The 26,129-nt window shown below is 38.6% G+C and carries 24 protein-coding genes and 1 pseudogene; 14 read left to right on the forward strand and 11 right to left on the reverse strand.

Going from position 1 to position 26,129, the window contains the following annotated elements; all coding sequences use genetic code 11:
• Positions 1-36: 36 nt before the first annotated feature.
• The 3 genes from C5469_RS12400 to C5469_RS12410 all read right to left on the reverse strand — a co-directional run bounded on the left by C5469_RS12400 (position 37) and on the right by C5469_RS12410 (position 2,336).
• Complete coding sequence (locus tag C5469_RS12400; RefSeq protein ID WP_339414266.1) at positions 37-432, reverse strand: DUF1240 domain-containing protein; 396 nt, start codon at positions 430-432, stop codon at positions 37-39.
• Positions 429-1,313 carry a hypothetical protein gene (locus tag C5469_RS12405; protein ID WP_166306823.1) on the reverse strand — a complete coding sequence of 295 codons (885 nt, stop codon included), beginning with the start codon at positions 1,311-1,313 and terminating at the stop codon, positions 429-431. Before C5469_RS12405 ends, C5469_RS12400 begins: the two co-directional genes overlap by 4 nt.
• Positions 1,314-1,787: 474 nt before the next feature.
• A complete protein-coding gene (locus tag C5469_RS12410; protein ID WP_166306826.1) occupies positions 1,788-2,336 on the reverse strand; it encodes an Ail/Lom family outer membrane beta-barrel protein in 549 nt (182 codons plus the stop codon).
• A gap of 870 nt (positions 2,337-3,206) precedes the next feature.
• Between C5469_RS12410 and C5469_RS12415 the strand changes: the two genes are divergently transcribed.
• Positions 3,207-4,910 (forward strand): pyridoxal phosphate-dependent decarboxylase family protein, encoded by a 1,704-nt coding sequence (locus C5469_RS12415; protein ID WP_339414269.1) that lies wholly within the window; start codon positions 3,207-3,209, stop codon positions 4,908-4,910.
• Between the two features lie 261 nt (positions 4,911-5,171).
• Here C5469_RS12415 and dsdC read toward each other — a convergent pair whose 3' ends face one another.
• Positions 5,172-6,110, reverse strand: coding sequence for a DNA-binding transcriptional regulator DsdC (gene dsdC / locus C5469_RS12420; protein WP_166306829.1), 939 nt, complete (start codon positions 6,108-6,110; stop codon positions 5,172-5,174).
• A gap of 241 nt (positions 6,111-6,351) precedes the next feature.
• Between dsdC and dsdX the strand changes: the two genes are divergently transcribed.
• Together dsdX and C5469_RS12430 are read left to right on the forward strand one after the other, a co-directional pair.
• On the forward strand, positions 6,352-7,689 hold the full coding sequence (gene dsdX / locus C5469_RS12425; protein ID WP_166306832.1) for a D-serine transporter DsdX: 1,338 nt from the start codon (positions 6,352-6,354) through the stop codon (positions 7,687-7,689).
• Positions 7,690-8,097: 408 nt separating this feature from the next.
• Entirely contained in the window at positions 8,098-9,429 is a 1,332-nt protein-coding gene (locus C5469_RS12430) for a D-serine ammonia-lyase (RefSeq protein WP_166307060.1), read from the forward strand.
• Positions 9,430-9,664: 235 nt separating this feature from the next.
• On the opposite strand, the gene C5469_RS12435 is transcribed toward C5469_RS12430, so the two are convergent.
• Positions 9,665-11,392 (reverse strand): phospholipase D-like domain-containing protein, encoded by a 1,728-nt coding sequence (locus tag C5469_RS12435; RefSeq protein ID WP_166306835.1) that lies wholly within the window; start codon positions 11,390-11,392, stop codon positions 9,665-9,667.
• 629 nt (positions 11,393-12,021) lie between these two features.
• Here C5469_RS12435 and C5469_RS12440 point away from each other — a divergent pair.
• The 3 genes from C5469_RS12440 to C5469_RS12450 all read left to right on the forward strand — a co-directional run bounded on the left by C5469_RS12440 (position 12,022) and on the right by C5469_RS12450 (position 14,646).
• The gene (locus C5469_RS12440) at positions 12,022-13,077 is read left to right on the forward strand and encodes an alkene reductase (RefSeq protein WP_166306838.1); all 1,056 of its coding nucleotides are present in this window, start codon (positions 12,022-12,024) and stop codon (positions 13,075-13,077) included.
• Positions 13,078-13,556: 479 nt separating this feature from the next.
• Positions 13,557-13,946 carry a nuclear transport factor 2 family protein gene (locus C5469_RS12445; RefSeq protein ID WP_166306841.1) on the forward strand — a complete coding sequence of 130 codons (390 nt, stop codon included), beginning with the start codon at positions 13,557-13,559 and terminating at the stop codon, positions 13,944-13,946.
• A gap of 241 nt (positions 13,947-14,187) precedes the next feature.
• On the forward strand, positions 14,188-14,646 hold the full coding sequence (locus tag C5469_RS12450) for an Rrf2 family transcriptional regulator (RefSeq protein WP_166306844.1): 459 nt from the start codon (positions 14,188-14,190) through the stop codon (positions 14,644-14,646).
• A 68-nt stretch (positions 14,647-14,714) separates the two neighbouring features.
• Here C5469_RS12450 and C5469_RS12455 read toward each other — a convergent pair whose 3' ends face one another.
• Entirely contained in the window at positions 14,715-15,755 is a 1,041-nt protein-coding gene (locus tag C5469_RS12455) for a LacI family DNA-binding transcriptional regulator (RefSeq protein ID WP_166306847.1), read from the reverse strand.
• 367 nt (positions 15,756-16,122) lie between these two features.
• Here C5469_RS12455 and C5469_RS12460 point away from each other — a divergent pair, with 367 nt between their 5' ends.
• Genes C5469_RS12460 through C5469_RS12470 form a run of 3 tightly spaced genes read left to right on the forward strand, consistent with a single transcriptional unit; the run spans position 16,123 to position 18,152 of the window.
• Complete coding sequence (locus tag C5469_RS12460; protein WP_166306850.1) at positions 16,123-16,566, forward strand: PTS sugar transporter subunit IIA; 444 nt, start codon at positions 16,123-16,125, stop codon at positions 16,564-16,566.
• A 29-nt stretch (positions 16,567-16,595) separates the two neighbouring features.
• Positions 16,596-16,883 (forward strand): PTS sugar transporter subunit IIB, encoded by a 288-nt coding sequence (locus tag C5469_RS12465; RefSeq protein WP_166306853.1) that lies wholly within the window; start codon positions 16,596-16,598, stop codon positions 16,881-16,883.
• Positions 16,884-16,895: 12 nt separating this feature from the next.
• Complete coding sequence (locus C5469_RS12470) at positions 16,896-18,152, forward strand: PTS ascorbate transporter subunit IIC (protein ID WP_166306856.1); 1,257 nt, start codon at positions 16,896-16,898, stop codon at positions 18,150-18,152.
• Positions 18,153-18,305: 153 nt separating this feature from the next.
• On the opposite strand, the gene C5469_RS12475 is transcribed toward C5469_RS12470, so the two are convergent.
• The 4 genes and pseudogenes from C5469_RS12475 to C5469_RS23615 form a co-directional block, all read right to left on the reverse strand.
• Positions 18,306-19,001, reverse strand: coding sequence for a helix-turn-helix transcriptional regulator (locus C5469_RS12475; RefSeq protein ID WP_166306859.1), 696 nt, complete (start codon positions 18,999-19,001; stop codon positions 18,306-18,308).
• A gap of 59 nt (positions 19,002-19,060) precedes the next feature.
• Entirely contained in the window at positions 19,061-19,732 is a 672-nt protein-coding gene (locus C5469_RS12480; protein WP_166306862.1) for a helix-turn-helix transcriptional regulator, read from the reverse strand.
• 80 nt (positions 19,733-19,812) lie between these two features.
• Positions 19,813-20,220, reverse strand: coding sequence for a hypothetical protein (locus tag C5469_RS12485; protein ID WP_166306865.1), 408 nt, complete (start codon positions 20,218-20,220; stop codon positions 19,813-19,815).
• A gap of 479 nt (positions 20,221-20,699) precedes the next feature.
• Positions 20,700-20,971 (reverse strand): annotated as a pseudogene (locus C5469_RS23615) (phosphoheptose isomerase family protein); the annotation flags it as partial.
• A gap of 387 nt (positions 20,972-21,358) precedes the next feature.
• Here C5469_RS23615 and C5469_RS12495 point away from each other — a divergent pair.
• Positions 21,359-21,979, forward strand: a complete 621-nt coding sequence (locus C5469_RS12495; protein ID WP_166306868.1) for a tyrosine-type DNA invertase — start codon at positions 21,359-21,361, stop codon at positions 21,977-21,979.
• Between the two features lie 150 nt (positions 21,980-22,129).
• Here C5469_RS12495 and C5469_RS12500 read toward each other — a convergent pair whose 3' ends face one another.
• A complete protein-coding gene (locus C5469_RS12500; protein ID WP_166306871.1) occupies positions 22,130-22,309 on the reverse strand; it encodes a hypothetical protein in 180 nt (59 codons plus the stop codon).
• A 296-nt stretch (positions 22,310-22,605) separates the two neighbouring features.
• Between C5469_RS12500 and yhfZ the strand changes: the two genes are divergently transcribed.
• The 4 genes from yhfZ (at position 22,606) to C5469_RS12520 (ending at position 26,121) form a co-directional block, all read left to right on the forward strand.
• Entirely contained in the window at positions 22,606-23,511 is a 906-nt protein-coding gene (gene yhfZ / locus C5469_RS12505) for a GntR family transcriptional regulator YhfZ (RefSeq protein ID WP_166306874.1), read from the forward strand.
• Between the two features lie 25 nt (positions 23,512-23,536).
• Positions 23,537-23,896, forward strand: a complete 360-nt coding sequence (locus C5469_RS12510) for a PRD domain-containing protein (RefSeq protein WP_166306877.1) — start codon at positions 23,537-23,539, stop codon at positions 23,894-23,896.
• Positions 23,897-24,012: 116 nt separating this feature from the next.
• Positions 24,013-25,194, forward strand: coding sequence for an alanine racemase (locus C5469_RS12515; protein WP_166307063.1), 1,182 nt, complete (start codon positions 24,013-24,015; stop codon positions 25,192-25,194).
• 36 nt (positions 25,195-25,230) lie between these two features.
• Positions 25,231-26,121: a phosphotriesterase-related protein gene (locus C5469_RS12520; protein ID WP_166306880.1), complete on the forward strand. Its 891-nt coding sequence runs from the start codon at positions 25,231-25,233 to the stop codon at positions 26,119-26,121.
• Positions 26,122-26,129: the final 8 nt, after the last annotated feature.

Below are 26,129 nucleotides of genomic sequence, written 5' to 3' on the forward strand. Positions count from 1 at the left end.
AGGTGAAAACATGAGAGAAGAATATTTATAAAATTTTCACTCACATAGTTTAATGTCTTTGACATAAGTTGTAGGCGACATCCATGAGATTTTATCACACACTAAATAGCCGTCATTTTTTAACTTATAACCAACATAAAAAGAGATAGGAAAGCTAACGATAAATGATGCAATCATCAGCATAGTTAAGTATCTGATAATTGGCTTATTAAATTTAGGCAATCGATCAAAAATAAAGAAAAAAATAGAACCTGATATAGCATAAAATATTAAAGGAAATGAAATGAAATACATAACAATAGCGCCAGAAAATATTATTTTTTCTTTCATTAAAATCAATGAAAAAATACAGTCACTCACTAAGTACATTACAGGTGTAACTATTAGCAATAATATTGTTCCGTATGAGATTTTTACATGCTTATTATTCACTTTATTTTACCTAACCGGTTAAATACATGCTGTAAATTTCCTTCTGGTGACTTTGGTTTTCTTTTCACTTCTTCTTTGATTAACTCTATTAATTTTTTACTTATTCCATATTTTGCATCGAGAATTTCTAAACCAATAGCAATCCCAAATCCAACAAGAATAATGATTCCAGCAGCGGCAATAATACTACCACCTAAAATAGCTGTAGCAGTCACGAATGAACCCAGGGCCCAAGAAGTAGCTGCTATAATGGCGGTTTTAGCCATATCAACAGTAATGTTACCAATGAAATCTGCTAGGGTATATTCATCTTTAAAAACAGCTTCAATTGTTCGATACATAACAGAGAAGATAATGCAAAATTTAACTCCTTTAACGATACTTGAATTAAGACCTTGCTGCCCTATACCCATTGACAGCATTTTAGGATTGTTAGCACCGTATCGTGTTCCTGTAATAATACGTCTAAGACCGGCATGACCTGATATTTTTATATAACATTTTCCATTTTTATCAAAATATTCTGTTGCGGTGATCCCTATATTTCTAAACTCTTTGACAATTGCGGCAAATGCAAAAAAATCATGTATATTTCCGGCAAAAGGTGAAATCGAATCGGTAACAGAAAAAACCTTCTCATGGTAATTATTTAATTTTATTCTTGGTCTTGTTGGTGAAAAAGGATTGATATCACCTAAGATACTCACCGCTTCTTCTGGAGTGAGAAGGGCAATATATATGGTATTATCACTTAATACTTTTTCTAACCCTATGGCATCAAAGAATTCATGTTGTGGCTTTAACTGATTAATACCTACATTACCCCTTAAAAAATCCCCCATGTAACCTTCCGCACTGGGATTATATTTTTTATATGTCATATTCCCTCCTTACATCAGTTTAATGTTACTCATTTTGACATCTTCGTTTATATAACCAGCAAGGTCAACAAAAATAATTCAATTCTTGTTAGAATATACCTTCAAGAAAATTTTCTTGCATCTTTCAACTGTGTACCAGTAAAGATATATAAAGGCGAATAGGGTGCATACTTAACATTAAAATTTTATATAGGGTAAGTTACAAATCTCTGTATTCAGGAACAGCCGGAGGTCATTCTTCAGTTTCATCACCTAAATTGATTTTATAAAAATAACCTTGTTTAGTTCTGGTTTTGCTCAATAAAAGATTCGTAATATATTAAATCGATTTCGAGTTACTTTCTTTGGGGGGGAACGATGAATTTATTTTGCTGATATGCAGAATTGAATAAAAATTTCTAAATAAATCACCAAGGCTATAAATCATATAAAATATTTAGCCTTGATGATTCTATAATCTTTTTGTTGGCTAAATTAGAAACGGTAGCCGACGGTTACATTAAAGCCATTAGTGGATATTTTGCCTTCCCCGCCATATTCTTTGGCATTAAAGCGGCTGCCTTCATAACCAACTGTAACGGATGTGTTGGTTGTCGGATTGACAATTAAACCCGCTCCCCAGCCCAAAGCATTATTGTTTCCTTCTGTTTTCTCAGTGTACCCATTTGCATAGGTGGCGGAGAATTTTACATTCATTCTGGATAACCCCAGTTGGCTATATAGACTAACATAATCATTAATTCTATAAGTCGGACCCGCCATCAAAGAGTAATACTTAGCATCAAGTTTAGAGTATTCTTCTGTCTCTTTTTCATCCCCTTTAGCAAAGGTAAATGATGATAACAGTCCCCATTGATCATCCAGTTCATATCGATAACTTATTGTTGCACCGTTTAGTGCTTTAATTTCTTGTGGCTTTACATAGGCATAACCGATAGAAGCGGTATGTTGTTCAGCTTGAGCTGGTAAGGTTATTGCACACGCAGAAAAAATAATGCCACAGCTTAGTAAAAATTTTTGCATTTAATTACACTCTATATAATTTCGTAATGAACTACTTTGTAACTGTTTAAAATGGCTTTATCACCAATGGGTATAATAAATATCACAACTTAAATCATTAGTATATGTTTTTCTATAAAATTAGATCTTATACACGATTCGCTAACTATTATTACTATTTTCTTCTTTGTAGATATTTATGGAGTAATCTTGCTTTATTAGTATAAATAATATCTTTGTTGTTGCAATATTGATTAATTGTTAACTTTGGGATTCTTCTTTCTTTGCTTACCGATAATTATTCATACTAAAGATTCCACATTTTTATATTAAGAAGAACCCGCGTTTCTACGTTCTATTCCAATAGTAACTAGTGAAATTAAATTTTTGGCGCTTACTATGATAAGTGAAAAAGGTAAGTTGTTTTTTTGCACATTTCAGTGTGAATGGTCGGAATACACCTGGATACAATTAAAGATTGATGAGTTAAAGGTATTTGAATATTTTTACGTCATATAAAATATAACTATTTAATTTTACATGAGTTAATTGTAATATATTATTTTTCATATAATACTTGTCTTATTTAAATTGTTGTATCTAACATTAGATTGGTTACTATTAATAAAATAATAAACATTATATCAAGATGATGATTTATATAATAAATTATTATTTTAGGGTAATTGCGGTGAGGTGTTTTTACATAAATACATATGTTTCATTGAATTTGTGATCGCTGACATTATAAGAGACTGTTTATTTGTATGACATACCTATTATATTTTTATTGCAATTAATCAGAGAAATGAATGACAAGACACTTCCTAATTTTGTTGTTGGGTAACGAAAAATTCACATATAACACAATAAGCAAAGGTTAATAATACCGTGAAAAATAAAAATTATATTATCTCAGAGGACGGGCTTTCACCTAATTTTAAAATTGAATACCAACGGGTTATCGAATGGTTTTTTAGCCGAGATTCCAATAAGTGGCCTATATTTCATGAACAGGAGATGAAGAAAATTATTGAGTTTAGGGGGCGGAATCTTCATCCGTTGAAACGTGTTGATGCCTATCCTGAGGGTAGTTTTCTGTTAGAAAAGATAAAAACCGAGCAACATATACCTGAAACGTATTGTGAACCGGGAGGCAGACTTGATCCTCTGTTGCTCTTTGCTGTGGCATTGTCAAAAGACTGGGAAAATCCTGGTGCTGTCGAAAATGCTATTGCTATGCCTTGTGATCCCGCTATTTATGGTTCAATGTTATCCCAGCTTGTAAGCCCTAATTTGGTTTATAGCGAGTATGCGGGCATGGCTGAGAAATTAGAAAAAATGGCAGTCAGGCAAATGGCAACATTGGCTGGCTATGATCCTATGGAAGCAACCGGTATTTTCACACAAGGGGGAACTTTTTGTAATTTGTATGGGTATCTTTTAGGGATCAGAAAATCATTACCAAATGCCCGGCTTACCGGTCTCGATTCCGGTGATGATTATTGTATTATTAACTCACAGGGAGGACATTATTCAAATATGACGAATTTATCCCTGTTAGGTGTAAATATTAAACATAAAACGATACGAATTAGGATTACGTCCTCTAATGAGATTGATTTGGCTCATTTGGAACACCAAATGCGCGCATGTTTTAACGTTAACTGTTTGATTCCGACAATTATGCTTACATTGGGAACGACGGATACGTTTGCAGTTGATAGGGTAAAACTAGTTTATGACTTACGTAATCGCTTATGTGAAGAATATGGCATAAAAGTTAAACCGCATATTCATGCAGATGCAGCTATTGGCTGGTCAATGTTGTTCTTTGCTGATTATGATTTTGAATCAAACCCTCTGTCAATAAATGAAAGCACTTTACAAGGTATAAAGAGTAATAGGGACAAATTCCAGGAAATTAAATATACCGACTCATTTACCATAGATTTTCATAAATGGGGATATGTGCCTTATATTTCCAGCTTAGTGATGATAAAAGATAAATCCGATCTAAAAGCATTGGAGAATGAGCCACAGCATTTCTCTTATTTTGAGAATGATATGCAAGGGAAAACGCATTTACAATCAACAATTGAATGTACTCGGGGAGCCGCAGGAATTTTTGGTGCTGTCTCTGCTTTAACCTATATGGGAAAGAAAGGATACCAAGTTATTTTGGCGCATTGTTTACAAAATGCTAACTATTTCAGGAGGTGTTTGCAAGATTTGGGCTATGTTAAGCTTATTGTGCCAGAGAATCAGGGGCCAAGTGTTGGATTTAAGATTTATAATCCTAAGATTATAACTGATGTTGATATAGCATTTGAGTATGAGCTGACATGTATGGATTCTCAGGATGCTATGAATTTTATGCAAAGTAATTATCAGTTTCATCGAAGAATATTTACCAATAGGGATAAAATTGGGTTATTTACCAATTGGGTTGAATTTATTGCCCGTTCTGAATATGACTCAAAGGGAAATTTTTCTTATATCCCAGGTGAGAAGGCGGTGTTTATAAACCCAATGACAACAAGGGAGGATATTGATAGATATATTGATAACCTAATTGAAAACGTATATTCTTGAAAAGGTAAATACATGACTGCAATATAATCACTAGGGGTTAAACTTAAATTGATAAGGCTGAGCTTTGTAGGGAACAGAGTTCAGCCTTTTTCGTAGTAACTATATTGGGATCTATACCCTATGGATTTCAATATAGTCTGGGGAAGAGTTAACGATTATGGTTAAAAGTAAGCGGTGTAAATACTTAAATTATAATGGCGATTAGCTATCGCCACTTGAAAAAAAGGATGGTTGTACCTATTTAATGACCGATGGTATTTTTTATTCGTCTATGATTGATTTCAACCATTGGACAAATGCATTGACTTTCTCATTCTGTTGTTGAGGAAGGGTACAGGTATAGTAATACTGTTTACATAGCACCTCGGTATTGGGAAAAGGGGCTACTAATTCTTTGCTTTTAATTTTTTCCCCAATCATGTTTTTTCTGCCCATGGCAATACCAGCATGGTGCATTGCGGCGACCGCAGCTAAATCGGAACGGTCGAATACTATACATTTTTGTGATGGGTCCAGGGTAATACCAAAATGTTCTGTCCAGGTATCCCACTCTTTTGTATCAGAATCGTAGCTCCATGCTTGTTTGTCATGCAATAATGTGCAGTATTGCAAATTATCGGTATTTCCCATCAGGTTATATTTTTCGGCATATTGTGGACTACAGACCGGGGTAATATATTCACTCATCAAATACTGATGGGATAATTCATCGGACATAATATCATCAAAATAAATTGCTAGATCTATACCATAACCGCGGAAATTCACATTTTCGTTGCCAACCAAGATGTTCAGATTAATGGATGGATAGAGCTGGTTAAAATCAGCCAATTTAGGAACTAACCAACATTGGGTAAAGGTAGGACGGGAGTAGATAGTCAGGTTTCCTGATAACTCTTGGTTTTTTATTTCCAGAATTTCCTGATTCAGATGTTCCAGTGTCGATTTAATTGTCCAAAATAAACGCTTTCCTTCACAAGTTAATTCAAGCTTTCTGTGAAAACGTTGGAAAAGTTTGAGTCCCAACTCTTGTTCCAGTGAACTGATTCTATGGCTGACAGCGCTGGCACTAATAGCCAATTCATCAGCAGCCTGAACGAAAGAGCAGTGGCGAGCGGCTATCTCAAATGTATGCAGCTTTGATAACTGGCTTCCATTTAGTAACTTATTTACAACCATGAAATTATCATCTGTGTACATATTTATAATGTTTCTTTTTCATCGAAGTGGGATAATACAACCGTATCATCAAGGGTGTATATTTCAGATAGTTTTAGTGATTTAAGTCGCAAATAAAGTGAAAATTTTGATCGGTATCACTGAATTGACTCAACAGAGTTCATGCATGGCTATGTATTGATCATTTGTCAAAAATTGAATATTCATATTCAATAGTGAAAACGCATGTAACGAACAGAGGTTAACTGTGGAGAATGATTAAGTGGATTCACAACCTTGGGTGATTGGTACGTTACTCACAAGTATTGTGTTAATTGTATTTACGATAATTAAATTAAAAATTCACCCTTTTCTGGCGTTACTGCTGGCAAGTTTTTATGTTGGCGTATTAATGGGAATGAACCCCGTCAATGTGGTGAAAGCCATTGAAGCGGGGATTGGTAGTACGTTGGGTTTTTTGGCCGCAGTCATTGGTTTGGGAACCATTCTGGGCAAGATGATGGAGATATCTGGTGCAGCAGAGCGTATTGGTATCACATTGCAAAAATGCCGATGGCTCTCACCAGATATCATTATGGTACTGATTGGTCTGATTTGTGGTATTACCTTGTTTGTTGAAGTAGGGGTAGTACTGTTGATCCCATTAGCGTTTTCTATTGCCAGGAAAACTAATACGTCATTGTTGAAATTAGCGATTCCGTTGTGTACGGCATTGATGGTGGTTCATTGTATTGTGCCTCCACACCCAGCGGCATTATTTGTTACTAATAAACTGGGCGCGGATATTGGTTCGGTGATTGTTTATGGACTCATAATCGGTTTGTTTGCGGCTTTGGTCGGTGGTCCGTTATTCCAGCGATTTCTCAGTAGCCGTCTGCCTTTCAAATCGGTTCCTGATGAATTTTCTGATATTGAAGTTCGCAGGGAAGAAGATTTACCCTCTTTAGGTATCACATTGTTTACTGTGTTATTACCAATTGGGTTGATGCTGATTAAAACGTTTGCTGAACTGAATATAGAAAAAGGCACCATGTCTTACATAGTGTTGGAGTTTATCGGTAATCCTATTACTGCTATGTTTATTGCTGCATTTGTTGCCTATTACACCTTAGGTATTAAACAAAATATGGGCATGAGTATGCTGTTGACAAAAACAGAAGATTGTTTTGCCTCTATCGCCAATATCTTATTAATCATCGGCGCAGGCGGAGCATTTAATAGCATTCTGAAAGGAAGCGGGATTAGTGATACGTTGGCCGTTATTTTGTCAAATCTGGATATGCACCCAATTCTTTTGTCTTGGTTGGTTGCCATTATCTTGCATGCGGCGGTTGGTTCAGCAACCGTAGCAATGGTGGGAGCAACAGCGATTGTTTCACCCATGCTACCGTTATATCCAGATATCAGCCCGGCAATCATTACCTTAGCTATTGGTTCTGGTGCTATCGGCTGTACTATTGTTACTGATTCACTGTTCTGGCTGGTTAAGCAATATTGCGGAACAACGCTCAGTGAAACTTTTAAATATTATACAACCGCAACATTTATTGCATCTGTTGTTGCATTGGCTGGGACGTTTCTTCTTTCTACCATTGTATAATGGGAAGAATAATATTTCAGTCGTTGAAAGATAAGAACAAGAAGTGCGAGTGTGTCAATACCAGGGAAGCCTAGAAAATAGGCAGCTTTTATAGCTAAAATAAAAAGAAAATTAAATACTAATCAAAATAAGGGGAAGATAAAAAAATAAATAAAAAGTGATATTTTGTAGGAAAATTGTAGTAAACATAACATAGTGAATATAATAAAAATTTTAATAATTAAGAAAGTAAGCATTATTTTTTTATATACTCAATAGATTTCAATTTGCAGCGCGGCGGCAAGTGAACGCCTCCCCAGGAGCATAAATAACGATGTGACTGGGGTAAGTGAACGCAGCCAACAAAGCAGCAGCTTGAAAGATGAAGGGTATATACCAGGGAAACACCAATCTTGGGTTAACACACAAATGAAAAGTACAGAGATTCAACAATTACTAAATGAATATCCATTAGTAAAAAATTTAATGAAATTAGAGGAAATCTTCTGGTTTAACCCTTGCAATACAACCTTTAAAGAGGGATTACCTTTTGTAGGTTTGGATGCTGATGATGTCAGGGATGCTGAAGTACGCCTGAAGCGTTTTGCGTCTTATTTATGTAAGGCTTTTCCGGAGACAAAAGCTACGAATGGCATTATTGAATCAGAGATAGTGGCTATTCCCGCGATGCAGAAAACACTGGAACAGTATTATAATATTGATATAAAAGGTAAAATTCTGCTGAAGAAAGATAGTCACTTGCCAATTTCCGGTTCGATTAAAGCTCGTGGTGGTATTTATGAAGTATTAACTCATGCGGAAAAATTAGCATTACAAGCTGGTTTACTCTCTGAAAATGATGATTACAGCAAACTGTTTTCAGAGGAATTCAGCCAGTTTTTTAGCCAATACAGCATTGCCGTAGGCTCTACCGGTAATCTGGGGCTATCCATTGGCATCATAAGTGCAAAACTGGGTTTCAACGTCAGTGTGCATATGTCTGCCGATGCGCGTGAGTGGAAGAAGCAAAAGCTATGTTCACATGGGATCAATGTAGTAGAACATCAACAAGATTATGGTATGGCTGTAGCCCATGGGCGTAAAGAAGCGGAATCTGATCCCAACTGTTTCTTTATTGATGATGAAAACTCCAGGACGTTATTTCTGGGATATTCTGTGGCAGGTGGCCGGATCAAAGCACAATTTGAGCAGATGAATATTGTGGTTGATGAAGAGCATCCATTATTCGTTTATCTGCCATGTGGGGTTGGTGGTGGCCCCGGCGGTGTTGCATTTGGGTTGAAACTGGCTTTTGGTGATCATGTGCACTGCATTTTTGCTGAACCTACCCATTCGCCATGTATGTTGTTGGGGGTATATACCGGTTTGCATGACAATATCAGTGTACAGGACATCGGTATCGATAATATCACAGCTGCTGATGGCCTTGCGGTAGGGAGGGCTTCCGGTTTTGTTGGTCGAGCCATGGAGCGCTTGCTTGATGGCTTTTACACTATTAATGATCAGGAAATGTATAACCTGTTGGGTTTACTTAATCGTGATGAGGATATCCAGTTAGAGCCTTCGGCGTTGGCGGGAATGGCGGGGCCGGCTCGTGTTAGTGGAAACTCTAATTATCTAAATACCAAGAACCTTTCAGCAGAAAAGATGAAGCAGGCTACGCATTTGGTCTGGGCAACTGGCGGTGGTATGGTGCCCGATGATGAGATGACAAAATACCTGGCTATAGCCAAAATCTAATCGTCAATAATTTAACGGGCTTCAAACCTAGATTATTTGAAAATGAAAATGGTGTCTTTCACAGAGGCAATCTGGTTGCCAGTATCTGGTTTCTCAGGTTCAATGTCCTGCTGGCTATTACTGAAAAATACTTTGAATTTGGTTTTCTACTCTGAAAAGTCATCTCCTTAATGCTTTTCAAGTTATACTCCCGCCAGCAGTTGGCGGGAATATATCAGTACACTGGTTACTTACATTAAACATTTTTGTAATTAAATGAATGTGTTCCTGAGTATTTCCACAACGGTTCCCAGTAGGATTCTATGAAAGCTTTCACCGCCTCTTCTCCCTCAATAAGATAGTTGAACTCCGAAAGATACCCAGGATAGAGATTATCAGAACCAACCACGTATAGTTCATCATCAATTATTGTTACTTTTGCATGATTCCCAGGAGCAGGGGGGACTTTGGGATATACCTGCTCAGGACCACCTGCTTTCATTAACGACCAGAATGGGCGTCCTATAGTACCTATCTGTGGAGGTCTTTCAGAAAGAGACGGTTCTTTTAGTGTAGCAGTATAAGAATTTTCCTCCGCGGTTGGCCATTTGTATGTAGTACCTTCAATCAAAAGATCTTCAGGTACTTTGTCTGTATAGAAAAAAGGGGCAACCTCTATTCTTTTCAGTGCGGCTTGCCTGATTCCATCCGGATCTTCCAGTTTCTCATCGGTATGCTCATCATGTGTTAAATAGTATTTAAATATTTCAAACGTTCTTTTGGCTCCAGAACCAAAAGAATATTGATCACCAGCAGCACCTGCTGCTGCATCAAGTGGCGATACAACAATTTGAACTTCCAGCTCGGGGTTGGAAAGTAATGCTTCGATCAGCCATCGGCACACATGATGATCTCGCCATTGTTTTTTCCATGCACTGACAAGATCCTGTTGGGACATGCGAATTTTTTTCTTTGCATTCTTTATTATAAACTCTTTCATTATTTCAGAGCCTTTTTTATAATCCGTTCGCATATCAGGCCCAGACCAATATTTACCTACGGATAATATCCTGCTGGCTTTCTTATATTCTGGGTCTTTAGGTGGATTTTTTAGGCATTCTTCTTTCTTTCTATCTACATATTCAGTAATGTGCTCTTTTTTAAATGGATCTTCCGGTTTTCCCACAATACCATTTGCATTAACCCATCTATTTTCATCTATATCAAAGAATTCTTTAGTTAAGAGGTCTGTATCAGCCACCCACATGTTATTTAAAAATAATTGTGAGCCTAATGATGCCGCGCCTATAACTTTAACAGAAACATCATGAACTGGAGGGTAATTTTTAAAAAGATCCATATTTAAATTATGGCCCCCGACAAATGACTCAATTCCATCAACTGCGATAATTTTTGTATGATTCCATGTCATCCTGGTATCAGCTTCTGGAATCATTTCCTCTGGTAGCAGCTTCTTGTCTAATGATATTTTAAGTCCGTCTACTATCCTGTAAAACCGACCAATCCATATTTCAGGTATACACTCCCAATTATTTCTCCTTTCTTGAATTAATTTAATAATATCATTCTTCAATGCCAGATATTCAGGGGTACCTTCAAAGTATGAAGCCACCCCGTTTAACAAAGATGTCGGTGTTTGAGCGAATAAGAACCTTATCTGAGTTCTGTCCTTCCTGTTTATTTTCTTTGTAAATGCGCGATCAATGGCTGATAGGATAACTTTTCTCCACTCTGCATCCGGGGCATTTAAGGAGGAAATATCACAGCGATAACGCATGTTTTCCAGAATGCTTACAATAGCATCTTCAAATTCCTCTTCTCTTTTAACAGCCTGTGGCATTATCTCTTTTCCAAAAGGAAGCCCCCATATTTGGGGAGTATCAAATATTTTTACATAGTTGATTTCACTTGTTTTATTAAAGTAACCGTCCAGTTTTTTTTGTAAACCATCTAATAAATTCATATATGTATCCTCTGGGCAACAATTTTTTTACATATCGGCCAACAGCCTGCCAGCATCAGGCAAGCTATTTATACCCGTTATCTTTCAAGTTGCTTCTTTGTTTGCTGCACTCACTCACCCCAGTCACATAGTTATCTATGCTCCCGGGGATTCGCTCCCTTGCCGCCGCGATGCATCTTGAAATCCATAGGGTATATAATCATAACCAATTTTTGAGGGGGGTGACTAAAAAAGATAAAACCGGGCTTCACTGTGCCCTTTCTAATGGCGTTAGCGAAAAGTTTGCACAGATGGCTGGTAGTTTGGAAAGAACGATATTGGCGAACAGCATAGCTTTTGGGGTTATAAACCATGAACAGACAGGCACCCTATGTCATTCTCAAACAAAGTCATTGTTGTGTCATAGCATTAATCTTGCAGATATCCTGACATCTGGTATCAGATCCCTCTTGCTTAATGTAACTGTGTAAGTTACATTAATTCATATTGACGGTTCACCGCCGTTATTGAAGTTTGGAGAATAGATACATTCTCCAACTGGCATTGCTTGCTTCCGGTATTACCTGGTTATGTACGTATTGATGATTTGCAACGCAGTGCATTTATTTAGTCCATATGAGAGAAAAAATATGCCTACACTTTTTGACCCAATTCGCATTGGTGATCTCAACTTGCCAAATCGTATCATTATGGCTCCTTTGACACGTACCCGCGCAGTAGGAGAAGAACGTATCCCCAATGCTCTGATGGCGGAATACTATGCTCAGCGCGCTTCTGCTGGTTTGATTATCAGTGAGGCGACTTCAGTAACTCCACAGGGAGTTGGCTACGCTAATACGCCTGGTATTTGGTCAGATGAACAAGTTGCAGGCTGGCGATTAGTCACGGATGCAGTACATGCCGCTGGTGGGCGTATCTTTATGCAGCTTTGGCATGTAGGGCGGATTTCGGACCCTGTTTTCCTCAATGGGGAACGACCAGTAGCCCCGAGTGCGATTGCGGCTGATGGTCACGTCAGCTTATTACGTCCAGAGCGTCCCTTTGTGGTTCCACGGGCGCTTGAGTCTAATGAAATTCCCGGCATTGTCGAAGCGTTCAGACGCGGAGCAGAAAATGCGAAAACGGCGGGATTTGACGGAGTAGAAATACACGGCGCTAATGGGTATTTGCTCGATCAATTCTTACAAGACAACGCCAATATACGTACGGATCAGTACGGTGGCTCAGTAGAAAATCGTGCCCGGTTATTGCTGGAAGTAACAGATGCTTGTATTTCTGTCTGGGGAGCATCACGTGTTGGTATGCATTTGTCTCCACGCGGTGGTATTTATTCTATGGAGGATTCCAACCCTATTGCGACTTTCGGGTACGTCGCGCGTGAACTCGGTAAACGAGGTATTGCTTTCATCTTCTCGCGGGATGCTGCTGTTGACGGTGATCTCAGTAAGGAAATAAAGAATACCTTTGGGTCAACCTATATTGCTAACGAGCAACTGACTAAAGAGAGTGCGGAACAAGTTCTTGCTGATGGCAGAGCTGATGCGGTGAGTTTTGGTCAATTATTTATTTCTAACCCAGATTTACCTTACCGGTTTTTAGCCGAAGCGCCATTTAATGAACAACAGCCAGAAACATTTATGGTTCCTGGGGCAGTAGGCTATACCGATTATCCTGCGCTTATCTAATTATAAATATCTACACAATTTTAATCCTAAAGAGTATTGATATTAAGTATACATTTGATTTTTCTATCACCGGGCTTGATGCCCGGTTCATCAATTCTGCTCAATCCCTTTATTGTCATAATATTCCGCAAAGGAACTGACCCGGTTAGCGACAAATGTAATGGCTCAATCCGGGGTAACATTGGGAGAAATAAACGAAATACCTTAAAGGGCAGCTTAAATCGATATTTCAGTGTCTAGACCAGATGATATTTACAACGCCAAAAATGTGTGATGACTGCTATATATACCCATGCTTACCTAAGTAAGGGGATATCTTACTCGCAATATATTGCCTAAGATGAAAGATGCTCGCATCATTTTCTAGGGGTGCTAGTTAAGGCTTTTTTCACTGAACATCCCAAGATACAGGCCGGTTCGCTTTATTTTATAAGAGCCAGCCATTTTTCATAGCAGGATAATTTGAAGGAGAATTATTAATGTCAGATTCATTAAATGTATCTATTGTTCGTCGTTTTTACGAGTCTATGGGTGATATCAATATTGTTCGCCAGTTGATGGGGGATGACATTATTTGGGATATTACCGAAGGAGCTCTACATGGTGGAGTTTATGAAGGAATTGACGATGTATTAAATAACTTTTTTGTTCCATTTTTTAATGACTTTGAGGAATTTATTGTAGAAAGTTCTGAATTTTTCGAGTCAGGTGATCATGTGATTGTTTTAGGTAATTATTTAGGGAAAGTAAAGAACGGCAAACGATTTATTTCTCGTTTCGTTCATATATGGACAGTGCAGGGCGAACAGCTAGTAAAATTACAGCAGACCGCCGATACGCTTCAGATTGATCGTGCTCATGCAATTTAAAAAAAGGGAGATCAATGTAACGAAGTCTTAATGGGATATAAGGTCACTCTTGTATAGAAGTATGTATTTAGATGGTATTGTATGTGACGGCAGAGCTGAAGGAGTAAGGGTGTTAATCGAACAGGTTGACATTCCGAATTCCACTACTTATTATGTGGCAAAATTAGTTACATATTATGTAATCTTTTTTCCAGTTTTCTGCCGTTTCTCAATAACATCCTTAGGTATATAGGATACCCCGGTGCCAACATCTACCCGCTTTGCTGTGGCTATTCATATTCTCACTGATATTGCGCTTTATCATGGACAAGCCGTGCGTTCTGAAGATATCGCAAGAAGTGTGAATACTAACCCGACCGTAGTCCGTCGGCTTTTAGGGGCTCTTGCAGATGCGGGACTTACCTATTCGCAAATGGGTCAAGGTGGCGGTGCGTTACTGGCCCGGCCACCGGAGCAAATTTCATTACTAGATATTTATCGTGCAGTTGAAGACCCGCTGTATTTTACGTTGCATCGTTCCAAACCTAATCCTAAATGTTATATTGGGCACAATATTACCCCAGTGTTGGAAAATGAGTTTGCGCGCATTACTTGTGTCCTGGAAACAGCTCTTGCTGAAACGACAATCGCTGATATGGCAAATAGAGTTGAAGATTGCGCCGGTTTTCCTTTTAAGCCACCAGATTTAGGCAGTAGCTAAGTAATTAGCGTTTTTATAAGCTTTCATTACAATTTGTGCCGCTACTGGGGTTGAGGTTTTCATCTCTGCTAAGTGCTTTGTCTGGGCTCAAACTTATACGAAAACAGATGATGTTGATTATTTTGACATTCTGGCTCATCTTCACCTTGTTTATTGAGTAACCTTACCAGTAATTTTCCCGTATCCTTGCCTATTTTGGGGTAATCAATGCGGATGGATGTCAGTGTTGGCTGTGTGTGATCACAATTATCTGAGCCTTCTAAACAAGCGACAGCCAGATCAGTAGGTATTTTTAGTAGACGACGTTGGCATTCAAACATCACTCCTAAGGCAATCACTTCATGGCTGCAAACAACACCTTCCAGTTCAGGTTGCCGTAATAACATCTCAGTAATTGCCTGGCGACCAAATTGCATACTGGCAGCATCGGGGGTAGTGATATTTTGGTCTGCATTCTGATAGTGATGTAGCATTGCTTTGTTCCAGCCATTAATTTGCTGATTTTGTAAACGGTTATCCATTTGTGCACCAATATAACCAATATGCTTCCTACCTTTGTTAAGCATATACTCAGTCAGAGTATAGGCAGTTTCGGAAAAATCTATTTCTATATTGATAGTCGTCTGTTGTTGATGAGATCCTGCAACATTGATAATCGGGATATTGATATGAGAAATGTTGTTGTAGGCTTTATCTGTCAATTGGGAACCGAAGATAATCAGCGCCGCCGCATTACTTTGCAGCAATGTCATGATAATTTCAGCTTCTTTATTACGGTTATATTCATGACATCCAAGTAAAACCTGGAAAGAATGTTTATTTAGCACCTGTTGTAATGATTGTATAAATGTGGCGCAGGCTTTATCTGTCAATGATGGAACAAGAACCGCGATAATATTGCTTTGGCCAGAGGCGAGTACTCCAGCAGCACCATTTGGAATATATCCCAATTCCTGTATGGCTTGTTCAATTTTTTCCCGTAATTTATCCGATACCATTTCTGGCGTTCTCAATGCGCGTGAGACTGTCATTGAACCGACACCGGCATACTTAGCAACATCTTGTAGTGTTACTCGCCCTGTATTACGGCGTTTTCGTGTCTTTTCCATCAATATTTTTCTATTTTTTTAATTAACGGCTATGAATTTGACGATGGGATTCTACCTTATCTCAAGTAAATCGTGGGGGAAAAAAACATGATGGGCGTGGCCATTCTGGTAAATCATTCAGATAACAAATGATAGCGCTATCACAATAATGACTTATGATGGTAGATAGCGCTACCATTTGTGACTAATATCACCAGAAAGCGAATTTGAAGTTAGGTTTAGCAGAATAAGGATGAAATATATTCATATTGTGAATGATATGGTTTGAGATGCCAGAGCCGGATTTAGGGTGTTTTGACGATCTGCTTCATTTCCTGACAAAGCTGAACATCATTAAACAGAATAAAGTTTCGACCAGGAGAGGCTGATGCTAAAAACTTTACTCACCAAAGATGTGATCCAATTGATCCCGAATATTAAAGATTGGCGAGAAGCTATCGCGGTTGCTTGCCAACCGTTGGTGGAAAATGGTGCAATTTCTCCCCGTTATATTGATGCTATTTATCGTTCTCATGAAGAAATTGGGCCTTATTACGTTGTCGGGCCGGGAATTGCTATGCCACATGCCAGACCTGAAGAGGGGGTGAACAGATTATCGTTAGCATTAACCGTTGTTAGCCAGGGAGTTGAATTCGGTTCTGAAGGAAATGATCCAGTTAAATTACTGATCGTGTTGGCAGCGATCGACAGTGCCAGTCATATCGAAGTGATCTCTCAGCTTGCAGCGCTTTTTGATAATCAACAAGATACAGAGTTATTGATGGGAGCTAAGCGTAAAGAAGAGATTCTTTCTGTTATCAACAAATATTAATTCATTATTTTTTGCTATGGGAAAACAGTATGAAAATTACAGTCGTTTGCGGAAATGGATTAGGTACCAGCTTGATGATGGAAATGAGCATCAAAAATATCCTGAAGGATATAGGAATAGATGCCAGTGTTGATCACGTTGATCTGGGGTCAGCAAAAGCAACTCAAAGCGATATTTTTGTTGGTACAAAAGATATTGCAGAACAATTAGTTGCTCAGGCAGTCAATGGCAAAATTGTTGCACTGGACAACATGGTGGATAAAAACGCAATGAAACAACGCCTGTCCGTGGCATTAACTGAGCTTGGTGCACTGTAACCGGAGGTAGCTATGGAATTCTTCCACTTTCTGATGAGTGATGTGCTGTCAGAACCTGCGGTTTTGGTGGGATTTATCGCACTTATTGGTCTGATCGCACAAAAAAAACCAGTGACTGAATGTATCAAAGGCACCATAAAAACCATAATGGGTTTTGTGATCTTGGGGGCGGGCGCCGGGTTAGTCGTTTCTTCACTGGGGGATTTTGCTGCAATTTTCCAACATGCCTTTGGTATTCAGGGGGTAGTACCAAATAACGAAGCGATTGTTTCCATTGCACAGAAAAGTTTTGGTAAAGAAATGGCAATGATTATGTTCTTTGCCATGGTGATCAATATCCTGATTGCCCGTTTTACACCCTGGAAATTCATCTTTCTGACAGGGCATCACACCTTGTTTATGTCCATGATGGTGGCAGTGATTCTGGCAACTGCTGGGATCAGCGGAACTAAGCTAGTGGTTATAGGTTCTGTGGTTGTTGGTGTTGCTATGGTTTTCTTTCCGGCGATTGCTCATCCGTATATGAAGAAAGTAACAGGTTCTGATGAAGTTGCTATTGGGCATTTTTCTACACTTTCCTATGTCCTGTCTGGTTTTATTGGGAGTAAACTGGGCAATAAAGAACATTCAACGGAAGAGATGAATGTTCCGAAAAGTTTGCTGTTTCTGCGTGATACGTCGGTTGCTATTGCTTTCACAATGGCGATTATTTTTATTATCACCTGTTTGTTTGCTGGTGGTGATTTTGTAAGAGAAGTCAGTGGTGGTAAAAATGGATTTATGTTTTCGTTAATGCAATCTATTACCTTTGCTGCCGGTGTATATATCATTCTACAAGGTGTGAGAATGATAATTGCAGAAATTGTTCCTGCATTTAAAGGAATTTCCGACAAGTTGGTTCCGAATGCTAAACCTGCATTGGATTGTCCGGTTGTATTCTCTTACGCTCCTAATGCGGTACTGGTAGGTTTCTTGAGCAGTTTTGTTGCGGGTATTATCGGTATGTTTGTACTGTATGCATTGGGTATGACAGTAGTTATTCCGGGTGTTGTGCCACACTTTTTTGTTGGTGCTGCGGCTGGGGTTTTCGGTAATGCAACAGGTGGCCGCAGAGGAGCTATTCTTGGTGCCTTTACTCAGGGCTTGTTGATCACTTTCCTGCCCGTATTCTTATTACCTGTCTTGGGGAATATCGGTATTGCCAACGCGACATTTAGTGATGCTGACTTTGGCGCATTAGGTATTCTGTTGGGCGTTATTGTTCGTTGATTTGGGGTCGCTGGAATTTCGGGATTGAAACAGGGTTATAGACTCCCTGTCTCGATCTCTTTTACATCAAGTTGTTGCCCATATATCAGATTAAGAGAAAACTCAGATTAGTTAAACAGAATAGAGAGAATATGTAATAATAAAATCGATTATTTATAGCAAAATATGGCCTATAGATTTAAAGTATTTAGGTGGAATGTAGAGATCATAATTATTCTCTTTGCAAAATATTCTTAATTCAATAGCTGAGTTAACTGATAGTTTCTCATAGATACTTTCGAAATATTTTTCTACGGTACGATATGAAATTTTCATTTCTCTGGCGATATACCTATTGTTAACGCCACGGCAAAATAAAAAAAGGACTGTCCATTCTTTCTCTTTCAATATATTGTTAGGCGGCTGAAATCTAATCGATATAGGAATATCATTCTCTATATAATGAGACACGGTGAAATTATGCACTTCTCTGGCATGGGCAATGATACCAACACATTGCTTATTTTCATCCATTAATGGGTATTTGTTACAAAAATAGGATATAGATTGTTCGTTTTTGCTATGAGGATAAGTGTTAAGCGATGATATTCGTTGCATAGATTGTAAGACCTTACGATCATGTTCCTCAAAAAGGTGAGCAAATTGATTAAGCGGTGTAGGTAATTCTTCATCAGTATATCCGACAACATTAAAGTTTTCAGGTAACTTATTGGTTTTAATAAACTCTGTATTTGCATAAATAAAACGGAATTCCTTATCTTTCACAAACCATGATTCTGAGCTTTTATCCCACATATTAGTTAATTGAGGAGTAATAAAAGGGACTTTTTTACATCCTGATTGACTCATATTTGACCTTTATAACATTATTACCTTATAAAAAATTTGAATAAACAAATAAACGACATTTATAAGTAAGACAATAAAAACCTTTTTGGTGCATAGAGATTAAAACTATTTATTTGGCAGTATTCCTCCAGTTGTAAATCAGAATTTACATCTAATTTATTATAAATTTTTCTCATATCCTTCCCTATGGTTTTGTAAGGGATATTAAGTAATTGACTGATTTGTTTTTTGCTATATTTATGTGAAAAAAGGAAAACGATTTCCCATTCTTGCTGAGTGAGAAGTTCAGTCGGTGATTGAAATATAACGGAAGCAGGTAGTTTATTGTGAAATAGGCGAGTTAGTGAATGATTCTGGGCTTGCCAAGCATGGAAAAGGATGCCGATGCATTCACCATTATCATTATATAGCGGAAGTTTCTCTTGGAAATAAGATGATAAAATTCTATCCTGTCCAAATACATGTGTTTCTAATGATAAAATGCTTTCTTCATTTTCCATCACCCTCAAATCATGTTTAATAAAATATTCAGAGAATTCATTGCCTTGCCACGGAATATCACTATCATATTTACCTTGATAATCATAATTAGAATTTATATTTTGAAGCTTAGTCAATGCATTATTTCCATAAAAAAAACAGGAAGATTTATCTTTTATCCCCCATGGTTCGTTGCTAGTTTCCAAGGTGTTTATTATTTGAGATGAAATAATAAAATTTTTTCTAGTCATATTTTTTTATATAAATTTTGATTTAAGAAAACATTATGATTTTTGGTTGCAAAAATATCTCTGGTGCGTAGAGATTAACCTCAGTAAGAAACAGAAAATTTTAGAGCTTTGTACATCTGCAAAGTGGTACCGATACAACGATCATGGTCATTACAAAGTGAATATTCATAACGGGTACAAGTTTGCTTAGTTTTATTTTTTTCAAACGAGTGGGTATTTAATGAAGTCACTCTTGAAATAGTTTGGATAACTTTTTGACTCTGGCGGTAGTATTCCTCTTCATATTTTGCAATATGTGAGGTCAATTCACCCATTGAAAACCCTGTTATATTGGGATCTTTAAGTAAATCGAGCTTTTGGTAAAAGGTAGAGTTGTCATATATAAATTCTGACTGACAACTCTTGGTTTCACAAGGATTATGACTTTTTTTTTGCATAAAAATTAATTTCATAGTGATATTATTCGATTTGTTTTTTATATTTGACATGATAACTCATTAGTTGTTATTTAAGTAACTATCTGAGTGGTTTTTTACTGATTTCACTTAAAATAACCTGAATATATAATGGATTGCAATAATTAATTTGTAAAAAGATAAGATTTTTTTATTTTATCTGCATCTGTTAATTAAATCATTTATTCTTTTGTGTAAGATATTCACATGTAGAAAAATATAGCTATCAATATTATTTTATTTTTATCTTATTAGAATATTTTGTTTACCATTTTTGTCATAAGGAGCGAAAATGAGCAACGTTTAAACAAAAGCCCCCACTTTTAATTGAACTTTAACGGGGAAGCTAAGTGAATCGTTCCTTACGTACTGCGTGTGCACTCCAGTTTTTGTACGTTGCTGATGTTAACTACACATTCTTAATAATGGTTTACAACAATAACGTCATTGGAATAGGTAGTTAATATTGAAATTATTTAGATTATTTACTGATAATTTATTCTAATTGTTAAATGAATTGTTTTGTCATATAATGCAAAGTACACATCAGCCAGTGAATTGATTGATACACGTGTAAATGCAATTGCCATCATACCAATTATACCAACATTATGAGCAATATATGCTTTATCCAATACTTGCTCTGTTTGACCTCTGCGAGAGATAGCAATAAAAACTTCATATTTCACTGCATTACTGAGGAAAATTCTACGATTGTTTCCCGGACTAGAGCTAGAAGCTGTTTCCCTGGCGCTTGTAATTTCTGTGTCAAATAATCGGTAAATGGGCCTGCAAAGATTTACCGAGACCCTGCGTGATTTGAAGCAAAAATCGATCTGATTGGCCTATCCTTTGTTAAAATGATTGTTGGGCTTATTATGATAATTTCTGTTGTTTTTTCAGACAGATCAACTTATTTAGCGAGTGATGGTTAATTGAATCAGTATTTTTCTTTTCATCTTATGATGGTAAGAATATAGGGGGCTACCGGAGAACAGACATTGAATACCTATCAATTACACAACTTGAGCGAAGCTCAGGCACAGCAAAAGCAATTTCGTTTAGACATTTTTACCATAGGGGATTTAAGGTTGGTTCCTGGTCTGAATCAGTTACAGATAACGCAAAATATTACATGCGTTGAGATAAAAAATATTTGGGATAGACCATAATGCGTCAACGTAGACATCTAACACAATACGAAGTGGAAAGTATGCTGGCAGTGGCAAAAAGTAGTGCTAATGGTGAGCGCGACTATTGCCTGGTATACATGAGTTTTGTTCATGGCTTACGTGTTAGTGAAGCCAGGTATTTACGGTTATCCGACTTGGATTTGGATGATGGAAGTTTGTATATTCGTCGCTTAAAAGGCGGGTTTTGTACAAACCATCCCCTCTTGGGTTATGAAATCAAGGCGATTAACGCGTGGCTTGAAGTACGTAAAACTTTTCGAGGTGCGGAAAGCGATTGGTTATTTTTGTCACGCTCCGGAAAACCGCTTACACGTCAGCGTATTTATCAATTGATTAACCAATTAGGGCGACAGGCTAATATTTCAGTAGGTTCCCATCCACATATGTTGCGCCATGCCTGTGGTTTTGCTCTTGCTGACAGGGGAGTGGATACCCGGCTGATACAAGATTATCTTGGACACAGTAACATTCGCCACACGGTGAGGTATACCGCCAGTAATGCAGAACGTTTTCACGGTGTTTGGAGCATAAAAAGGAATCGGTATCGAGAATTACACTTTGATTATATCCCAAGGGCTGATGCTTGTTCAGTTGAATAAGTGATTCTGATGTATGCGCCTGTTAAGGGCGCATACACAAAGGTCATCTTATCCGGGATTATGTATGGTATTTTGCCTATTTTTTCTGTTGATTATCATCTTATTGGTTGATTGCTAATGATTTGATTAACGGTTTATACCCAATGGATTTCAAGATGGATCGCGACGGCAAGGGAGCGAATCCCCGGGAGCATAGATAACTCTGTGACCGGGGTGAGTGAGTGCAGCCAACAAAGAGGCAACTTGAAAGATAACGGGTATATCCATAATCCAGAAAATAGGGCTACAGTAATAACCATTGTCTGGAATGAACGCCTTATAGGCGTCCATTTTTTCTTTAAATCGACATTGATTGCCCTGAGATACTGTAATTCACCCCAATTGATATAACCCTTCTTGCTGGCTTGGCGGCTGAAGCAGAAACCAGACACTGAGCGAGCAATTTTCACCCACTAACAGGAATTTCCCTCCTGAGTTGCCTCAGTACAAAGGTAAGGCAGATTCTCTTCCTCAATTGTAAAAATCACCCCCTTATTCGTGACTTGATTCGCATTTTTGTTATTTTCCGATTGTTATTTATCCTCTTAAGTTGGATATAAATACATTCAAAAAAATGAAGAATAATTATGAGTCGTGAGCTGCTTAAAAAAGAGGGGGTTGCTCAGGCGTATCTGGCGCGTTATCTGCTAGGTGAGTGCTGTGGTAATCGTTTAAAGACTATTGATGAGCTGGCATCTGACTATGCGCTGTCTGTTGGATTGGTACAATTTGCATTAAAAAAACTGGAGAATTCTGGTGCGGTTCGCCTGGATCGGCGGGGGCGTAATGGCAGTTATCTGGTTAGCATGGATCACAAAGCACTGTTGGCACATGCTGATATCGGTAATGTAGTTTGTGCGATGCCGTTACCTTATACCCGATTGTACGAAGGGCTGGCGAGTGGTTTAAAAGCGCAGTTTGGTGGTATTCCGTTTTACTTTGCTCACATGAGAGGTTCGGATGCCCGGGTAGAATGTCTGCGTAACGGTATTTATGACATGGCTGTAGTGTCAGGTCTGGCTGCACAAACTTATTTGGAACAGCGTGATGTTCTCGCTGTACTTGAATTGGGGCCACACACCTATGTTGGTGGACACCAACTGATTTACCGCAAGGGTGAAGAGCATAACATCAGTCGTGTTGGGTTAGATAATCGTTCTGCCGACCAGAAGATCATGACCGAAGTGTACTTTGCCGGGCAGGATATCACGTTGGTGGATATCTCTTACCACGAATGTTTGTATAAGGTAGTTAAAGGGGACATTGATGCCGTGATTTGGAACGTTAGCAGAGAAATTGAATTGAGTTCCCGGGAGCTGATTGCGGTACCGTTGCGTGGAAATGTCTGTTTTATGCAAGCTTCTGAAGCGGTAATTTTAACCAGAGCTGATGATATTCCGATTCAGCAACTTTTGCGTACCACAGTGGATAAAACAGAATTATTGGTTCATCAACAACGAGTACTGGCCGGTCAACAGGACCCAAGTTACTGATTTAAAATGGACGGAGTAAAATGAAATGGAAAATCGACTGAATCTGCTCTGTCAGGGAAATGTCATCGATCAGGACATTTGTGATGGCATGATGAAAGTCGTGATTCAGCTTGAGCAAGATTGGCAAATCCCCGTCAGGAATGCGTTGGGGGAAATGGCGATAACACATATGGCGAATGCGTTGATGCGCTCACGCCGGGGAGAACAAATTGGTTCACTGGATACTGAACTGTTGATGGAAGTACGTCAGTCTGATGCCTTTTCTCATTTGCAAGTGATTAACGCTTCGCTGTTGGCACATTTTGACGTGCAGTTACATCCCTGTGAAGAAGGGTATTTGCTGGCAAACCTGTTTAGCCTTTGGGCGGCAAAGGATCAGCAATAGCACGACAACAGAGATGAAGGGAATTTTTTTTCCATCAAATATTCAAAAAAATGATGATTTGAACATCTAACTTATTGCAATGGCATTGACCGCTGAAGTAGTACAGGAGGTACAGCATATTTATTAATGCACTGAACAAACAAAATCCGGCATTGATTGAGGCAGCCCATATGTTATGGGCGCAAGGGGTTTTGCTGCCTGATACTTATGTCATTGATGTTGAGCAAGTTTTGGTAAATGCCAGAAAATTGCTTGCTGTAGCGAAGTGTCATGATATTTCTCTGTATCTGATGACCAAACAGATTGGGCGTAATCCTTGGCTGGCACGCAAGCTTATAGAATTAGGCTATCGGGGTGTCACAGCGGTGGATTTCAAGGAAGCAAGGACATTGATAAGACGGAAGATCCCAGTTATTCATGCTGGTCATCTGGTGCAGATCCCGCGGAATATGGTCTCCACTGTGATACAGCAACACCCGGAAGTGATCACGGTGTTTTCTTTAGAAAAAGCGGAGGAAATTTCTTGTCTTGCGCAGCATCAGGGACATGTGCAGTGCATTATGCTAAAAATTTATGATGATCATGATCATCTTTATCCGGGTCAGGAAGCAGGTTTTCATTTATCGGCATTGAATGCCGTTACTCATCGTATTATGGCGATGCCCGGCGTAAAACTAGTGGGATTGACCCATTTTCCTTGCTTATTGTGGCAGGAGGCACAGCAGCGAACAGTGCCTGCACCAAATTTGTTCACTTTGTTAAAAGCAAAAGACATTTTACGACAGGCAGGGGTTGAGGTGACGCAGATAAATGCGCCATCGGCATCAAGCTGTAGCACACTACCGTTACTCGCAAAGTATGGTGTTACCCATACAGAACCCGGACATGCACTGACAGGCACAATCCTGGCTAATTTTCAGGGAGAACAGCCTGAAAGCGTTGCTATGCTGTATCTGACGGAAATATCTCACCGGTTTAATGGCAACAGCTATTGCTATGGAGGCGGTCATTATCGCCGCGGGCAGGCTTATAACGCGTTAGTCTTCATTCCAAATGGACAGATTATATCTACTCATTTGTTACCGATGGATAATACCAGTATTGATTACCACTTTTCTCTTGGTGGTGAATATCCAGTTGGCTGTGCTGTGGTGCTGTGCTTTCGCACTCAGATATTTGTGACTCGTAGTGATGTGGCATTGGTCAGCGGTATCCAGTCAGGGCATCCAGTGCTGGAAGGACTTTATGACAGCCAGGGAAACCGTATTCCTGTTAATGGGGAAATGACCTGTGAATAAATTCATTGTCACCATTTTATTCGGACAGCCTTCCCGATGACTAAGCAAAATAGGATTGATGCGTCTGGCTATACCTATTCACATGAGCATCTGCATATTGATTTATCGTCATTTAAAAACAACATTGATTGTCGGCTGGATCAATATGACTTGATTTGTGATGAGATGAAAACATTGGTCAACCTTGGTGTAGGCAATATTGTGGAAATGACCAATCGTTACATGGGGCGTAATCCACAGTTTATGCTGGATTTGATGCAGAATTCTGGCATTAATGTGATTGCCTCAACGGGTTATTACCAGTCTGCCTTTTTTCCTGAGCATGTAGCGCATACCACTGCCCAGCAACTGGCGGATGAAATGATCGCTGAAATTGAGCAGGGTATTGATGGCACAACGCTGAGAGCTGGAGTGATTGCGGAAATTGGTTCCAGTAAGGGTGTTATCACACCTGATGAAGAGAAAGTATTTCATGCCGCAGCGATAGCGCATTTGGAAACTGGACGCCCCATTTCTACACATACTTCATTAAGTACGATGGGGCTTGAGCAACTGGCGTTACTGAAAAAGCATGGTGTAGATGCTGAGCGGGTAGTTATCGGACATTGTGACTTGCGGGACAATCTGGACAATATCCTGCGTATGATTGAACAGGGGGCTTATATACAATTTGACACGATTGGCAAGAACGATTACTACCCGGATGAAAAACGTGTCGCCATGCTACAGACACTGTCCCAGCGCGGTCTGCTTAACCGTATCATGTTATCGATGGATATAACCCGCCGATCCCATCTTAAGGCCAATGGTGGCAATGGTTTTGAATATTTAATCCGCACCTTTGTTCCAATGCTGAGGAATGCTGGATTAACGCAAATAGAAATTGATCTAATGTTACGTGACAACCCCGCGGTATTTTTCAAATAAAGGAAAAA

This window comes from Photorhabdus cinerea (assembly GCF_011189575.1).
Taxonomy (GTDB): domain Bacteria; phylum Pseudomonadota; class Gammaproteobacteria; order Enterobacterales; family Enterobacteriaceae; genus Photorhabdus; species Photorhabdus cinerea.

What these genes read in the sequence shown, in the direction of transcription:
- C5469_RS12405 (WP_166306823.1), bottom strand. Translation starts at nt 1,313, where the DNA reads ATGACATATAAAAAATATAATCCCAGTGCGGAAGGTTACATGGGGGAT.
- C5469_RS12410 (WP_166306826.1), bottom strand. Translation starts at nt 2,336, where the DNA reads ATGCAAAAATTTTTACTAAGCTGTGGCATTATTTTTTCTGCGTGTGCA.
- dsdC (WP_166306829.1), bottom strand. Translation starts at nt 6,110, where the DNA reads ATGTACACAGATGATAATTTCATGGTTGTAAATAAGTTACTAAATGGA.
- C5469_RS12430 (WP_166307060.1), top strand. Translation starts at nt 8,098, where the DNA reads ATGAAAAGTACAGAGATTCAACAATTACTAAATGAATATCCATTAGTA.
- C5469_RS12435 (WP_166306835.1), bottom strand. Translation starts at nt 11,392, where the DNA reads ATGAATTTATTAGATGGTTTACAAAAAAAACTGGACGGTTACTTTAAT.
- C5469_RS12440 (WP_166306838.1), top strand. Translation starts at nt 12,022, where the DNA reads ATGCCTACACTTTTTGACCCAATTCGCATTGGTGATCTCAACTTGCCA.
- C5469_RS12445 (WP_166306841.1), top strand. Translation starts at nt 13,557, where the DNA reads ATGTCAGATTCATTAAATGTATCTATTGTTCGTCGTTTTTACGAGTCT.
- C5469_RS12455 (WP_166306847.1), bottom strand. Translation starts at nt 15,755, where the DNA reads ATGGAAAAGACACGAAAACGCCGTAATACAGGGCGAGTAACACTACAA.
- C5469_RS12460 (WP_166306850.1), top strand. Translation starts at nt 16,123, where the DNA reads ATGCTAAAAACTTTACTCACCAAAGATGTGATCCAATTGATCCCGAAT.
- C5469_RS12465 (WP_166306853.1), top strand. Translation starts at nt 16,596, where the DNA reads ATGAAAATTACAGTCGTTTGCGGAAATGGATTAGGTACCAGCTTGATG.
- C5469_RS12470 (WP_166306856.1), top strand. Translation starts at nt 16,896, where the DNA reads ATGGAATTCTTCCACTTTCTGATGAGTGATGTGCTGTCAGAACCTGCG.
- C5469_RS12475 (WP_166306859.1), bottom strand. Translation starts at nt 19,001, where the DNA reads ATGAGTCAATCAGGATGTAAAAAAGTCCCTTTTATTACTCCTCAATTA.
- C5469_RS12480 (WP_166306862.1), bottom strand. Translation starts at nt 19,732, where the DNA reads ATGACTAGAAAAAATTTTATTATTTCATCTCAAATAATAAACACCTTG.
- C5469_RS12485 (WP_166306865.1), bottom strand. Translation starts at nt 20,220, where the DNA reads ATGTCAAATATAAAAAACAAATCGAATAATATCACTATGAAATTAATT.
- C5469_RS12495 (WP_166306868.1), top strand. Translation starts at nt 21,359, where the DNA reads ATGCGTCAACGTAGACATCTAACACAATACGAAGTGGAAAGTATGCTG.
- C5469_RS12500 (WP_166306871.1), bottom strand. Translation starts at nt 22,309, where the DNA reads ATGGACGCCTATAAGGCGTTCATTCCAGACAATGGTTATTACTGTAGC.
- yhfZ (WP_166306874.1), top strand. Translation starts at nt 22,606, where the DNA reads ATGAGTCGTGAGCTGCTTAAAAAAGAGGGGGTTGCTCAGGCGTATCTG.
- C5469_RS12510 (WP_166306877.1), top strand. Translation starts at nt 23,537, where the DNA reads ATGGAAAATCGACTGAATCTGCTCTGTCAGGGAAATGTCATCGATCAG.
- C5469_RS12520 (WP_166306880.1), top strand. Translation starts at nt 25,231, where the DNA reads ATGACTAAGCAAAATAGGATTGATGCGTCTGGCTATACCTATTCACAT.